General features: G+C 71.4%; 13 protein-coding genes and 2 pseudogenes. 8 read left to right on the top strand and 7 right to left on the bottom strand.

The genetic code is table 11. The features are described 5' to 3' along the window. Nucleotides 1-7 precede the first annotated feature (7 nt). The 6 genes from OG199_RS07520 to OG199_RS07495 form a co-directional block, all read right to left on the bottom strand. Nucleotides 8-748 carry a glycosyltransferase gene (locus OG199_RS07520; RefSeq protein WP_401810544.1) on the bottom strand — a complete coding sequence of 247 codons (741 nt, stop codon included), beginning with the start codon at nucleotides 746-748 and terminating at the stop codon, nucleotides 8-10. Then, nucleotides 745-1,362 carry a class I SAM-dependent methyltransferase gene (locus OG199_RS07515; RefSeq protein WP_356809095.1) on the bottom strand — a complete coding sequence of 206 codons (618 nt, stop codon included), beginning with the start codon at nucleotides 1,360-1,362 and terminating at the stop codon, nucleotides 745-747. The genes OG199_RS07520 and OG199_RS07515 overlap by 4 nt, the downstream gene beginning before the upstream one ends. Continuing rightward, nucleotides 1,359-2,123: a PIG-L family deacetylase gene (locus tag OG199_RS07510; RefSeq protein WP_356809096.1), complete on the bottom strand. Its 765-nt coding sequence runs from the start codon at nucleotides 2,121-2,123 to the stop codon at nucleotides 1,359-1,361. Before OG199_RS07510 ends, OG199_RS07515 begins: the two co-directional genes overlap by 4 nt. Further along, entirely contained in the window at nucleotides 2,120-3,181 is a 1,062-nt protein-coding gene (locus OG199_RS07505) for an acyl-CoA dehydrogenase family protein (RefSeq protein ID WP_405828697.1), read from the bottom strand. The genes OG199_RS07510 and OG199_RS07505 overlap by 4 nt, the downstream gene beginning before the upstream one ends. Before the next feature lie 246 nt (nucleotides 3,182-3,427). Next, the gene (locus OG199_RS07500; RefSeq protein ID WP_356809098.1) at nucleotides 3,428-3,694 is read right to left on the bottom strand and encodes a DUF5133 domain-containing protein; all 267 of its coding nucleotides are present in this window, start codon (nucleotides 3,692-3,694) and stop codon (nucleotides 3,428-3,430) included. 221 nt (nucleotides 3,695-3,915) lie between these two features. Further along, the gene (locus tag OG199_RS07495) at nucleotides 3,916-4,269 is read right to left on the bottom strand and encodes a PRC-barrel domain-containing protein (RefSeq protein ID WP_356809099.1); all 354 of its coding nucleotides are present in this window, start codon (nucleotides 4,267-4,269) and stop codon (nucleotides 3,916-3,918) included. 679 nt (nucleotides 4,270-4,948) lie between these two features. Here OG199_RS07495 and OG199_RS07490 point away from each other — a divergent pair. Beyond that, a pseudogene (locus OG199_RS07490) lies at nucleotides 4,949-5,136 on the top strand (alcohol dehydrogenase catalytic domain-containing protein); the annotation flags it as partial. Nucleotides 5,137-5,174: 38 nt separating this feature from the next. On the opposite strand, the pseudogene OG199_RS07485 reads toward OG199_RS07490, so the two are convergent. Continuing rightward, nucleotides 5,175-5,457, bottom strand: a pseudogene (locus tag OG199_RS07485) (aldehyde dehydrogenase); the annotation flags it as partial. 85 nt (nucleotides 5,458-5,542) lie between these two features. Here OG199_RS07485 and OG199_RS07480 point away from each other — a divergent pair. The 7 genes from OG199_RS07480 (at nucleotide 5,543) to OG199_RS07450 (ending at nucleotide 13,973) form a co-directional block, all read left to right on the top strand. Next, nucleotides 5,543-6,031 (top strand): DUF5709 domain-containing protein, encoded by a 489-nt coding sequence (locus OG199_RS07480; RefSeq protein ID WP_405828694.1) that lies wholly within the window; start codon nucleotides 5,543-5,545, stop codon nucleotides 6,029-6,031. 249 nt (nucleotides 6,032-6,280) lie between these two features. Further along, nucleotides 6,281-6,607 carry a plasmid stabilization protein gene (locus OG199_RS07475; RefSeq protein WP_356809394.1) on the top strand — a complete coding sequence of 109 codons (327 nt, stop codon included), beginning with the start codon at nucleotides 6,281-6,283 and terminating at the stop codon, nucleotides 6,605-6,607. A gap of 431 nt (nucleotides 6,608-7,038) precedes the next feature. Continuing rightward, entirely contained in the window at nucleotides 7,039-7,506 is a 468-nt protein-coding gene (locus tag OG199_RS07470) for a lamin tail domain-containing protein (protein WP_405828692.1), read from the top strand. A gap of 729 nt (nucleotides 7,507-8,235) precedes the next feature. Continuing rightward, complete coding sequence (locus tag OG199_RS07465) at nucleotides 8,236-8,421, top strand: DUF5808 domain-containing protein (protein WP_356809325.1); 186 nt, start codon at nucleotides 8,236-8,238, stop codon at nucleotides 8,419-8,421. Nucleotides 8,422-8,602: 181 nt separating this feature from the next. After that, entirely contained in the window at nucleotides 8,603-8,905 is a 303-nt protein-coding gene (locus OG199_RS07460) for a hypothetical protein (protein ID WP_401810537.1), read from the top strand. Between the two features lie 289 nt (nucleotides 8,906-9,194). Further along, nucleotides 9,195-9,926: a dienelactone hydrolase family protein gene (locus OG199_RS07455; protein WP_405828690.1), complete on the top strand. Its 732-nt coding sequence runs from the start codon at nucleotides 9,195-9,197 to the stop codon at nucleotides 9,924-9,926. A gap of 201 nt (nucleotides 9,927-10,127) precedes the next feature. After that, nucleotides 10,128-13,973: a S8 family peptidase gene (locus OG199_RS07450; protein ID WP_405828688.1), complete on the top strand. Its 3,846-nt coding sequence runs from the start codon at nucleotides 10,128-10,130 to the stop codon at nucleotides 13,971-13,973. Nucleotides 13,974-14,038: the final 65 nt, after the last annotated feature.

The raw sequence follows: 14,038 nt of genomic DNA, 5'->3' as shown, positions 1-14,038 counted from the left end.
CCGGATCTCAGGCGGTTTCCTGTGCGGCCAGGCGGGCCAGGTACTCGCCGAACCCGCCGCGAGCGCGGGGGTGGAGCCGGCCCGACGTCGTGACGGGGCAGTCGGGGGTGCGCAGGATCCGGTGGCCCGTCCGCTGGAGGGCACGGACCAGGGCGTGGTCCTCACCGACCGGCAGGGGAGGGAAGCCGCCCGCGTGGGTGTAGGACCGGGCGGTGAGCCCGAGGTTCGCGCCGTGGACGTGCGGGTGGTGCCACGGCAGCCCCCCGGGCGGCCGGGACTTCTCGTACAGCCGCTGGTGGACGGCCGTCAGCCGGCGCGCGTCCGCGGGGTGACGGTCCAGGACCACCGTGCCGACGAGAGCGTCCCAGCCCCGCGCCGCGTACGACAGGTGGAAGTCGAGCCAGTCCGCCGGCACGACGCTGTCCGCGTCCGTGGAGGCGATCCACACGCCGTCGCCGCCACCCAGTACTCCCAGGGCGGCGCGGGCCGCCGCCGCGCGGGCCGCTCCCGCTCCCCGGCCGCGGACGGCGACGGTGAGCGCACCCGCCCGCCGCGCCACCTCGGGCGTCGCATCGGTGCAGCTGTCCGCGGCGACCACGACGAGGACCCGGGTTCCCTCCAGGCCCGGATGGCCCGCCGCGGTGTGGACCGCGGCGAGCGAAGCGGGGAGCAGTCCCTCCTCGTTGTGGGCCGGGATGATGACCGCCACCGATCCGGGGCGGCCGACGGGTCTGCGACGACGCGTCATACGAGACGCTCGGCGGCGGCGGGAGACGGCGGCGGCGTTCCGTCCGGTGCCGTCCGGCCGAAGGTCTGGAGGACGAAGTCGACCTCACGGTGATCGGCCGCCGGCGACAGCCCGGGTACGGAGGCGAGAACCCCGGCCAGCTCGTCCCCGGTCCGCAGATGCTCCGGGACGGGATGGTTCCAGTGCACCGTGACCAGCGTTCCTCCGGGTTCCAGGGCGGCCGTCGTGCGCCTCAGGACGTCGTCGAGGGTGTCCTCGTCGAAGTAGTAGAGGACTTCCGACAGCACGACGAGGTCGAAGGTGCCGGGAGGCCATTCCGCGGGCAGGGTGAGCCGGCGGACCGTCACCTGGGGCAGGTGTGCGGTACGGGCGGCGGCCGTCGCCACCGCCGAGTCCACCCGGTCGCACGCCAGGACCTCGTCGCAGCGCTCCGCGAGACGGAGCGTCAGCTCGCCCACCGAGCAGGCGGGCTCCAGAGCCCGTCGATAACGCCTGCGGGGGAGAGAGGCGACCGTCAGGTCGTACTTCCGCCGTTCGTACCAGCGTTCGGCGAGATGCCAGGGGTCGGCGGAGTGGCGGTACATGTCCTCGAAGTACGACGCCGGGGTGTTCACCGGAAGACCACCTCACGCTCGCGCAGATGGTGGGCGATCTCCTCGGGCGGCAGGATCGCGGCGTCCTCCGGGTCCGGTCCCAGGGGCCTGATCTGGCTGGCGTACCGCGCGACCGCGGCACGTTTCCGGGCCCGAACGGGCTCGGTCAGGGTGACGCGCGCGGCCCTGTGCCACGGAACCCTCGGATCGTCCGGGCGTGCCCAGTGCCACATCCACACGGGGTAGAGCCAACAGGGGGTCGCCGCGTCCCCGGCCGCCGCGAGCGCGGCCCGGCCCGCGGCCTCGTGGTCGCTGTGCACGTCCCCCGTCCAGGGGGCGACGACGAGAGCCGCGCCGGTGACCAGCGGGTGAAGGCGCTCGGTGATGCGGCGCTCGTGCTTCGCGACCTCGGTGTCGGCGACCCCCCAGCGGACGACTTGGACGTGCGCGGCGCCCAGTTCCGCCAACGCGGCCCGCGTCTCCGCCGCCCGCAGCCGTACCAGCTCTTCGGGAGTGACGGTTCTGCTGTGCGGATGAGAGCCCTCGCCGTCCGTGAGGACCACCACCGTCACCTCGGCCTCCGAGGCGGCCAGCAGCGCGAGGGACCCGCCGAAGCCCAGTACCTCGTCGTCCGGGTGGGCGGCCACGACGACCACCCGGCCGGACCGGGGCAGTGTGATCTCCGGCAGGCCGGCCCAGCCGGACCACTCGCGCCACAGACGCTCTTCGGTGCCGGGGGCCTGGATGGGGTCGTCGAAGCGACCCGTGAGGGGCGCGCTCATCGCTGGTCGCCCCGCTCGTCCTCCGGCCGGGCGAGCAGCGCACCGAGTTCGGCCAGATCCCGTTCGGCGTGGTGCTGACGGATGTAGACCGTGAGGTCGGCGACGTTCCGGGCGTGCCGGAGGTCGTGGCAGAGCGGTCCCGCCCCGGTGGCCCGGCCCACCCGGGCGAGGACCTGGGCGCAGACGGACTCGACGAAGGCACGTACGCGGAGGCTGCGCACCCGGGCCTCGCCCCTCGTGTCCTGCGGGTCCCGGTCGATCTCGGCGGCGGCCTGCTCCAACATGGCCCACGCGGCGTGCAGTTGGACGTCGACCGTACCGAGGTGCGCGTCGGTGTGGGGTTCGGCGCGGTGCCGTGCCGCTTCGCGAAGAATCCTCGCCACGGCGATCGCACCGCCGTACCAGCACGCGGCCACACCGATGCCGCCGTGCTGGAAGCCGGGCCGGTCGACGTAGGAACCGACACCGCCCACCCGTATCGCGGGCACCTCGGCGAAGCGCACGTCAGGGGTGTCGCTGCCGGCCATACCGACCGCCTGCCACGTGCCCGCGAGCGGACTGTATCCGGCGGCGCCCGTCTCCACGGCGAAGAGGCCCTTGCCCTGCGCGGTCCGCGCGGTGACCAGGGCATGCGTACACGTGTGCGCTCCCGAGCAGTACTGCTTGAGGCCGCTGAGCTCCCATCCGGCTCCCGTGGCCGTCGCCGTGAGGCCCTCGCCCGGAGGTTCGGCGGCCCAGACCCCCCAGCGTTCGCCGGACGCCGGAGGCGGTGCGCCCAACTCGTCGAGGATGGCGACCGCGTCGACGTGCCCCTCCACGAGGCGTGCCGCGCTCAGATCCTGTTCCGCCACGGCCCGCAGAGCCGCGAACCGGCGTGCTGTCCGGCCGGAGCCCGGCAGGGGGAACTCGGCCTTCCCCGACGCGATCTCCTCGACCACGGTGGTGAACACGGTGGCAGCCTCACGACGAGCCGAGGCCGGGAGGAGCGCCCCGCTGTCGTCCGGGTGCGGATCCGCGGGCGGCTCGACCTCGGCCGAGGGCAGCAGACCACCGGACATCAGCACACACCTCCTGGACATCGGCTCTCTTCCACTGTGCTGCGAACCGGCGCGTCCCGCCCGCTGTCGGCTCGTCGTGCAGGACCGCCGCGCCGCGATTCCGGGCCGGCGTGCCGCTGTTCGGCGCCGAGCAGACCCGTGCGGGTCCGGTCAGGGCGAGGGCGCGGAGGAAGGAGACGCGCATCCGGGAGAGGAACGGACGCCGTGCCGCGTCCTGGACGCACGTCGTGGATCTACGTTCTGGTTCTACGCCGCGAGCTCCGCCTGCGCCGTGTCGTCCGGTGCACCGCTGTCGTCCGGGGCACCGGGGCCGCTACGGGATCGTTCGAGGAGGACGTCCGCGGCGGCGATGGCGTCCTCCACCGTTGCCGTCCCGGTCGTCACACACAGGGTGTAGGCGACATCGGCAAGGACCCTTGCCGTGCGTGCGTCCTCGGCGTGCGCATGAGCGAAGCGCGCCTCCGCATAGCGCGCGAGGAGTGTACGCACGACCTTGGGGTGAGGTTCGAGCATCGCGGCAACGCCTCTCGTCCTGTGTGGTTTACGACCGGTTTCCCGCTCACCATGTCCGCACACGTGCCGGTTTCGGCCCGGGGCCGCGGTGAACGTCGCGCGCCGGCGATCCGGGACACCGGTCCGGGGACTCCGGTCCTGTCACCGCGCCGTCAGCTGTGAAGTGGGGGCCGGCCGGAAAGGATGCGGCGGGCCCCCACTCGTGGGGTGGTGCGGTGGGGTCAGGCGCGTCGTTGGCCCTGGTAGTAGGTGCCGACCTGCTCGTGGTAGCCGGCGTCGCCGACGTGCTTGTCCTTGTCGAACTCGGGGGAGTCCTTGATCTGGTCCTTGGTGAGAGCGACGTAGATCTTCTGTTCGGCCTGGTCGATCGTCGTCACGGTGCCGGCGGGCAGCAGGACGTGCTTGCCGAAGATCCATACGCCGGTGTCGACCACGAGGTAGGAGGAGTGGACGTCGTCCGAGTGCTTGTCGACCTTGCCAATGCTGCCGTCGGTGGCCTCGACCTTGTAGCCGATCAGGTCGGTGCCCGCGGTGTGGCCGGTGGTCGGCTGGTAGCCCCAGATGTTGTCGCTCATAAAAACGGCTCCTTCTTCGATATTTTTCGCTTCCCCGCTGTCAGAAAATGCGGGGTTGTACAGGCGCCATCGAATTCGGTGACGTTTTCCCGGAACGCCGGGTGCCCTGCGTCCCGGGTGCTACACATCGAATGTCTCAGGACGTCGGGACGCGGCTGGGCCGAAGTCTTCCGGGTGGGAAGTGCCGCCCCGCCGCATCCGCGACAGCCGCAACGCGGGTATACATCGGCAACGACGATGGCTCTGTCGTCGCCCCCATGCCCGAGGAGCAGCACGCCATGACCCCAGCAGCCCGCCCCGAACCCTCTACCGCCGACCCGCGTGTGGACGTCGCCCGGGCCCGGGACTGCGATCAATGCCGTGGATGGGGGACTGTCGTCTCACCGGATCCGGACGGCCGCCTCGTCCTGTGCCCGGCCTGCCGACGTCCGGCCGACCGCTGAGCCCGAGCGCCGTCGCCATTTGACATCGAACGGCCCGGTGGGACGCTGGAAGGGCCGAGGAAGAGACACGAGCGCGTCATGTCGTACCGTGTCGAACCCCTTGTAGCGACGAAGCAATCGTGGCTCATTCGAGCCTTTTCATGAGCCGATCCCGCGTTTCGCGTCCGTCGTCAGGTCGTCGTGGAGGTGCGCGGTATTGCCCTGCGTTCGACTGGCGAGATTGAGGTGGGTATCTCATGAAGGCGGCCGTATACGAGGGACCGCGGACGCTGTCGGGAAGGATGTGCCGGACGCGAGGATCGAGCATCCCTGCGACATTCTGGTGAGGATCACCACCACCAACATCTGCGGCTCCGACCGGCACATGTACGAAGGACGCACGTCGTTCGAGACGGGCCGCACCCTCGGCCACGAGAACCTGGGCGTTCGCGGTTCGCTGTGACAGGGCTCGACCGACTCGGCTCAGCCGATGCCGTCGGGGTGGCGGACGACCTTGGTCCAGCCGTCGTCGCGGTTGTCGAAGTGCTCGCAGGCCGAGGGCGCTTCGCTCAGATCCAGCTCGTGAGAGACGATGAAACTCGGTTCTGCCCTCCCGCCGGCGATCAGGTCGCGCAGGGCGCGGTTGTAGCGCTTGACGGGGGCCTGGCCCGTGCCGACCTTCTGGGCCGATCTTCTGGCCCTTGAACCACATCATGCCGAAGTCGATCGGGACCTTGCCGTGGGCTTCGCTTTCTCCGCGACGCTGATCCGGCGCGCCGGAAAGTGTGGTGTGCCGCAGCCTGGATACGCGGGCCGCAGAGCACGCATCCGTCCCGGAGGTCACACACATCATGGGCAGTCAGGACAACGAGGAAGTCATGGGCGACGAGGTCTACCAGCCCGATGGCCCCGAGGGGCGCGAGGACGAGGGCATCCTCGACCCGGAGGACACGCTCAACGACCGCGGTTCGGCCCCGTACGACGAGGGCTGGTCGCCGCCCGAGCGCCCGCTCGGAGTGGAGCACCAGGGCACGACCGCGCGGGAGCAGCGGGAGGGCGAGACCCTGGACCAGCGGCTGGCGGAGGAGGTGGCGGACCCGGCCTTGGCCGAACTGGAGGGCGACGACGGTCTCGGTGACCTCCCGGACGGTGAGGGTGAGCCGCTGGACGACGAGGTGGGCCAGGACCGCGCGGGCCGTCTCGTGGCGCGGGACGGGGGCGCCCACGAGGACGCCGACAAGGACATGTTCGCCGAGGACGTGGGCATCGACGGCGGCGCGGCCTCGGCGGAGGAGGCCGCCGTCCACCGCATCCCGGACGACGACACCGACGTCCCCTGAGCCGGCTCGGCAGGTGGGCATCGGCACGACGTGCGCATTGATCGGCCGTCCGGCCGTCCGGCTGACCTTCCGCCGGCGACCGCGCTCGGTCGGCGTTCCTGGCTCGCGGGCGGAGCGGTCTTCGGCTGGAGTGGTGGGGGCGGGCGCCCGTCGCATGCCTTCCCCCGCCTTGGGAAGGCGCTCTGGGGGATCGGGCATGTGGTCGGCCCGCTCGGTCTGTCACGTCACCGGACGGTAAGGAGAAGGGTCATGCCGGCAGGTTCCAGTCCCAAGCGCGAGCGTCAGTACGAACACATCAAGGAGGGTGCCGAGAAACGCGGTGTCTCCACCGGAAGGGCGAAGGAGATCGCCGCGCGGACGGTGAACAAGGAGCGGGCCAGGTCGGGCGAGGCGAAGACGGCCTCCAAGACCTCCCTGCGCGACAAGAAGTCCGCACCTCAGCGCGGCGGCGAGCGTTCCCACACCGGTGCTCAGGGGCCCACGAGGGATCAGCTCTACGAAGAGGCCAGGAAGAAGGGCGTCGAGGGGCGCTCCACGATGAACAAGCAGCAGCTGCGCAACGCGCTGGGCCGCTGAGCGCGCCGAGCACGGGCGTGTTCTGGTTCACGGGCCGGCGGATCTCCACGGGACGCGCACCGGAGTGCGTTCCGAGGCCGGCCCGCGCCGCCAAGGTCTGTGATCCACTTTCGGGTGATGGGTTGGTCGGGGGTGGGGTGGCGGGGTGTGGCGGGTGTGGGGTGGGGGCGGGTGTGGGCAAGGGGTGTGGGGGTTTTGGTGCGTCAACTTGGTGCGTTCGGCGGGTGAATGGTCGGTACATGTGAGTGTTACGGCGGTATGGATGATCCGTAACGCACCTCCAGGTATCGCCCACATCGGGTCGGGGTGGGGGCATGGTGTGGGTGTCGGCCAGTAAGGGCCGGTCGTACCACTCGCACACGCAGTCCCGCTCGTCCGGTCTGGATCAGGCCGGTGGGGGTGGGGGTGCCAGCACCATGTAGGGGGACTTCATGTCCGCATCTGTGACTGTCCGTCGTCTTGCCGCTGCCGCGGTGACCGTGGCCGCGGTGGCCGGGGCGTCGGCGCTGCCGGCCGCCGCCGCCGACCATGCGCCCCGGCCGCGTGCGGCGGTGCAGATCAGCCACGTGCACTACGACTCCCCGAGCCGTCACCACCGTCCGAACCTGAACGACGAGTGGGTGGACATCACCAACACCACCCGTCAGGCGGTGAACCTGGACCGGTGGACGCTGTCGGACCGTGACGGGCGCACGTACACCTTCCACCACTACCGTCTGGGCGGCCGTGCCACCGTCCGGGTCCACACCGGTATCGGCCGCGACACCTTCCGCGACCTCTACCAGGACCGTCGTTCCTCGGTGTGGGACAAGCGCGCCGACACCGCGACCCTGCGCAACGACCACCGTCGCCTCGTCGACACCGTCACCTGGGGCGGCCACCGCGGCGGCCGCCACTGACCCCGCCCCACCCCTGACCGACCCTGACTGACCCAGGTCGACCCGGGTCGACCCGGACACGGTCAGTCGACCACCAGCGGCGCGCCCGGCCCACCCGGCCCGGGCGCGCCAACGGCATGTCTCCGGCCGTGTCAGCCGGCGTTGGCGTCCCCGTGGTCGGCGGAGGCATTCGGGGCGTACCCGCCGGGGGAGCGCGGTTCGTGTGCTCGCCCGCGGGAGCCGCGCTGCCCGGACGCCCGGTCCGTTCGGGCTGTCGACGGAGTAGCGTGGTGTCACCGAGGGCCTTCCGTGCACCGACTTCCCTGTCCGTGTCACTTTCGGCGAGTAGCTGCACCGGGTCGGTTCGGCGGGCCCGGAGCCGGGTTCGCGTCACGACTGCGATCGTTTCCCTCACGTCCGTTCCTGCATGCCGGCCCTCCTCTCCGTTCCCCGGGACGCTTGCGCTTTCTCTGCCACCTCGGCGCTGTACGGCCGTCACGATCACGGACCGTACGCGGCCCGTCGTGGCCGCCGGCCAGTTCACGTGGGCGGCGGGCTGCCGCCCCAGCCCCTCGCCACCTGGCGGACCCGCGCAGCGTGGCTCGCGGAGGCGGGTGGGGACCGGCCTGGCGGCCAGAGGTGAGTGGCCCGACCGGCTCCCGCGGCGCCAAGGGGTAGGCCGACCCCGGGACTTCGCGCCTCCATGCGAGGTACTTTCGTTCCGTCAGGGGGGAGTCCGGGGAGGCGGTCATGGACCAGGACGTTGATCACCACTGGTTCGGGTTCATCTACTGGAACCGGGACGACCAGCGCCTCACCGTGCCCAAGCGCTATGGCTGGGGTCGGACCTTGAACTTCGCTCGCCCGATGGCGTGGTTCTGGATTCTCGCCGTTCCCGCGGTCGCGAGCCTGACCGCTTACCTGAGCGGGCGTTGACGCCGATGCCTGGGATCCGGGCCTGTGTTCTCCGCCGCACCTTCCCGCGAATCCGTGGCTGAGGCATTCGCCAGCCGGATTCCGGCCAGGCACTGCCCAATTCGGCCGACATGAGGGGAGGTTCGGCGTCAAGGCGTCATCCAGAGACCACAGACGGAGACACAGGGAAAAGGATCGAGTGATGGCCCGACTGGACATCGAGATTCGGCCTTCGTGGGTGGCCCGTCCCTTCCATCTGGCTTTCACCCGCCCGTTCTTGGACGTCGACGGGACCGAATCGGCGGCGCGGTGGGGGACGACGGAAATCCCGGTCACCACAGGTCCGCACGAAATAGCCGTCTACTTCCGCTATCGCGGACAGAGATCCGCCCGACTGGGCATCGGGAGGGCCGAGTTCGTCGTGGACGGTTCCTCCGAACCACTGGCGGTGAGGGCGGTCCTGGGTGTCCGCAACGGAAGCCCCTTCAAGGTCACGGTCGGCTGACGCCGCACACGGCGAGGTGGTGGCGCGGGCCGATGCGGGACCGCCTTCCCCGCAGCGAAGCGAGGGCCACGCGGGGTCCACGCGACGCGGTGCCGCAGCCGGCGCCGTTCGTCCTGGCGGCGTCGTGGCCCTGACGCGGATGAGGGTCTGCGTGATACCTTCGGCGCCGCCGTGCTGCTACCGCGCCCCAGGGAGGTGAGACCGATCAACGCTGTGACAGGTCGGGTCTCCCTCCTTCGTATGGCCTAGGGAGTGCCCGCGGAAGGCATCCCGAAAGGCTTGAAACGCCATGCGCTTCACCTCTCGGACGTCGCTCGACGGCGTCCTTGAACAGCTCTTCACCCTCGACGGGGTTCCTGGCGCGCTGTGGACGCCTGAAGGCGCCACCGGTCCGCGGCCGCTGGTCCTGATGGGACACGGCGGGGGACAGCACAAGAAGGCGCCCGACATCCTGGCGCTCGCGCGCCGCATCGTGGCCGAGTGCGGATTCGCGGCCGTGGCCGTCGACGTGCCCGGCCACGGCGACCGGCCGGTCGACGAGGAGTTCGACCGGATCGCGACCGAGAACCAGGCTCGGGTGGCCGCGGGCGAGGAGTTGGCCCCGCTGATCGCCGGCTTCCAGGCGCTCGTGGCCCGCCGGACCGTCCCGGAATGGCGGGCGGTCCTGGACGCGGTCCAGCGGCTCGAGCACGTCGGTGCCGGCCCGGTGGGCTACTGGGGCGTCTCGCTGGGGTGCGGACTCGGCGTTCCGTTCGTCGCCGCCGAACCCCGGGTCCGCGCCGCTGTACTTGGGCTGGGCGGTGCGTCGGCGTCGGCCGCGGACGCCGCGCGCATCACCGTGCCGGTGGAGTTCCTGCTGCAGTGGGACGACGAGCGGGTGCCTCGGGCCCAAGGCCTGGCGCTTTTCGACGCGTTGGCCTCGGCCGAGAAGACGCTCCACGCCAACGCCGGCAGGCACGGGGAGATCCCGGCCTACGAACCGGACAGCACGCTGAGGTTCTTCACCCGGCACCTCGCCTGACGCCCGCCGACCACGCTGCGGCCCGTCCGCCACGCTGTCACGGTGCGCGGGGGCGGGCACCGCGCCCGCCTCGCGCCCGCCCCCTGTCGCCGTTGGGACATGTCGCATCCGTGACAGCCGAGAGCAGTGACATGTCCCGTGACACCAGCGGATTCTGTCGAACAGCGCATGACCGCGAGCTGTATGAGAGGTGCTTGACTGATGGCATGGATGCGCCTATCGGCGGCTGTATCGACCGTACTGGTGGCGACGATCGGGGGTGTATCGCCCGTCTCCGCCGGGACGAGCGCGGACGCGACGGCGCGCATCACCGCCCGCGACAAGGCGGTCTCCGCCACCGTGCGGCTCCTGACCGGTGACCGGGTGACCGTGACCACGTTGCCCGGCGGACGCCACACCGCGTCGGTGCAGCCCGGACCGGGGCGCGAGAGCATCCCCTTCCGGACACTGGAGGGGAACGACAAGGCGCTCACCGTGCTGCCGTCCGACGCCGAGGCACTGGTCACCGCGGGCACGCTGGACCGGCGGCTCTTCGACGTGACGGCCCTGATCGCCGAGGGCTACGACGAGGCCCACACCTCCGCCCTTCCACTGATCGTCTCCTCCAGGCCGTCGGCGAACGGAGCCAGGAGCACCGCTCGGGCGACACAGGCCGCCGGGAACACGGCCGACCGGCTGGCGGCCCTCAACACGTCCGCGTCGCCCGTCCGTGACCTCGCGAGCATCGACGCACGGTCGGTACGGATCGCCGACGGCGACCTGGGCACGTTCTGGAAGACGCTGAACACCGGCGCGACGTCGGACGCCGCCCGTGCCGCGGTCACCCCGCGGATCTCGCTGGACGGCAGGGTCGAAGCCGTACTGGACCGCAGCACCGCGCAGATCAACGCCCCCGCCGCCTGGAAGGCGGGCTACGAGGGCCAGGGCGTCAAGGTCGCGATCCTCGACACCGGCGTCGACGCGAACCACCCCGACCTGGCCGGACGCATAGCGGAGGCCAAGGACTTCTCCGGCAGCACGAGCACCGACGACGCCTTCGGGCACGGCACGCACGTCGCCTCGATCGTCGGTGGTACGGGCGCCGCGTCCGGCGGGACCCGGCGCGGTGTCGCGCCCCGCGCCGACCTGCTCATCGGCAAGGTGCTGGGCGACGACGGCTACGGCAGCGAGTCGTCCGTCATCGACGGCATGGAGTGGGCCGCCGCGCAGCACGCCAAGGTCGTCAACATGAGCCTCGGTTCGGGCACCCCCACCGACGGCACCGACTCCATGAGCGAGGCCGTCAACGCCCTGACCGCGTCGTCCGACACGCTCTTCGTCGTCGCCGCGGGCAACGAGGGCCCCAGCATGTCCACCGTCAGCTCGCCGGGCGCGGCCGACGCCGCGCTGACCGTCGGAGCCGTCGACCGCGACGACTCCCTCGCCTCCTTCTCCAGTCGCGGCCCGCGCCTGGTCGACGCGGCGGTCAAGCCCGACGTGACCGCTCCCGGCGTCGGCATCGTCGCCGCCCGGGCCTCCGGTACCACGATGGGCACGCCGGTCGACGCCAACTACACCTCCGCGTCCGGCACTTCGATGGCCACCCCGCATGTCGCCGGAGCCGTCGCGCTGCTGGCCCAGCAACACCCCGGCTGGGGAGCCCAGCAGCTCAAGGACGCCCTGATCAGCACCGCGCACGAGGTGCCCGCGACCAAGGTGACCGAGCAGGGCGGTGGCCGTATCGACCTGGCCACCGCCATGGGTTCCGTCACGGCCACCGGTTCCGTCACCCTCCCGCCGGTTCAGGTGGGTGCTGCCGGGAAGCAGCAGCAGGCGGCCACCGTCCGCTACACCAACACCGGTGACCACGCGGTCACGCTCTCCCTGACCGCCGCCCTCGCCACCAACACGGGTCGCGCGCTCCCGGACGGCGTGGTCGGCGTCGGCAGTGGCAAGGTCCAACTGGCCGCGGGCGGCACGGCCGAGGTGCCGCTGAGCCTCGACGGCACGAAGGCCACTCGGGGCCAGTACTACGGATACGTCACCGCCACCTCCTCCGACGGCACCGTGCTCACCCACACCACCGTCGCCCTGAACGCGCACGGCGCGCTGCACAAGCTCACCGTGGTCGCCCGCGACCGCGACGGCAAGGTCATCGAAGGCGCCGCTCCGACGATCTGGGGTGCCGACGGCTTCGTGAACTACACGAGCCTGGAACCGGCCGTCGCCGAAGTGGAGGAGGGCACCTACCAGGTCAGCTTCAACACGATCGACAAGGCGGCCGACGGTGAGGAACTGCGCGAGGTCGTCAACCCGGAGGTGAAGGTCACCAAGGACACGTCGGTGACACTCGACGCCGCCGACACCGTCCAGGTGCAGATCCGCACACCCCGCCCCGCCGAACAGCGCGGTGTGCTCAGCTACCAGACGTACCGGAAGATCGACGGCAACGGCCTGATCCAGGGCGTGATGTACTTCGACGTCGCCCAGCGCATCTACGTCAGCCCCACGGCACGCGTCACCGACGGCGACTTCGAGTTCGCCTCGCGCTGGCAGATGGTGGCCCCCCAACTGCGGGCGAAGGTCCACGGCACGTCGCTCGCCTTCACCCCGTACTACGTGGACGCCTCCCCGGCCTTCAGCGACAAGGGTGCACGACTGACCGCCGTGGACGCCGGCACCGGCACGGCAGGCGACCTTCGCGCCGCCCACGTGCGCGGCAAACTGGCCGTCGTCCGCTGGCACTTCACCGACGACCGGGCGCTCGCGCGGGCGGCGGCGGACGCCGGCGCCAAGGCACTCGTACTGGTCATGGAGGACGGCTTCTACCCCTGGACGCGGTGGAGCCCGACGGGAGACCGGATGGCGCTGCCCACCATGCGCGCGGGCGCGGCGGAAGGCGCCACGCTGCTCCAGCGCGCCAGGGCGGGGTCCACCACGGTGGAGTTCACCGGCACGGTGCGCAGCCCGTACCTCTACGACGTGATGCAGGTGTCCAAGGGCTCCATCCCCAAGCCGCTGGTGTACACCGTCTCCGAGCGCGAGAGCGCCGTGGTCCGGAGCACCTACACCCGCACGGGTGCCACGTCGTGGGCGGGCGAGCAGCGTTTCGGGTGGCGGCCCTACCAGGACACCGCCTGGAACCAGTACACCCGCTACGTTCCGACGGGCCAGGAGCGCGTCGAGTACGTGACCGGCGGCGACACCCTGTGGCGTCAGACCGTCCGCCACAATGTCGTCGGTGACCCCGACATGCCGCTCATGGCCGGCATGAGCGATCTGCCGCGCACCTACCGCCCCGGCCAGAACGTCACGGAGCGGTGGTTCGGAGCGGTGGTCCGTCCGTCGATCCCGCGTGGCGCGGCCTGGCAGTCGGTGCGCAACGGCGACACCCTGTCCGTGTTCGTCCCGGAGTTCACGGACTCCGGCACGGGCCACTGGGCGTTCGGTGAGGTCCCCAGCGGCGGTGTCGGCAGTGGTATCCGCGCCGGATCTTCGTCCGCGGCGGCGGCCGACCTGCCCGACACGGCCACCGCGACGCTGTACCGGAACGGGAAGCAGATCGCCGCGTCCGACAACGGCGCGTGGGGCGACATCGAGGTGCCCGGGGGCGACGCCGCGTACCGGCTGGACCTGGCCACCGCGCGCGTCTCCGACGACTGGGACTTCGCCACCGGCACGCGCACGTCGTGGACGTTCCGCTCGGACACCGCGGCTCGGACAGCCATGCTGCCGTTGCTCCAGGTCGACTACGCCGTCCCCGTCGACGCGCGGAACGCGGTGGGCCGGGCGCGCAGGTACGGCCTCGGTCTGACCGTCCGCATGCAGGACGGCATGACGGCACCGCGTGGTGTGACTCTCAAGGTCGAGACGTCGTACGACGGCGGGCGGACCTGGACCACCGCGTCCACGGCCCGCAAGGGCGGCGGCTTCAGCGCCACCGTGGAGCGGCCGAACCGCGTGCACGGCGACGCGTACGTGACGCTGCGTGTCACCGCGAAGGACGCGGCCGGCGACACGGTGCAGCAGACGGTGGACCGCGCCTATCTGCACCCCGGCACACGGTGACGGTGACCGGGACGGGGGATCGTCCCTCCTGACGACGGGGTGGGTGCCGGGGAGTTCGTCCCCGG

The organism is Streptomyces sp. NBC_01176, from assembly GCF_045039825.1.
GTDB lineage: Bacteria > Actinomycetota > Actinomycetes > Streptomycetales > Streptomycetaceae > Streptomyces.
The sequence above is the reverse complement of the archived record's forward strand: the minus strand, read 5'-3'. Positions and strand labels throughout refer to the sequence as shown.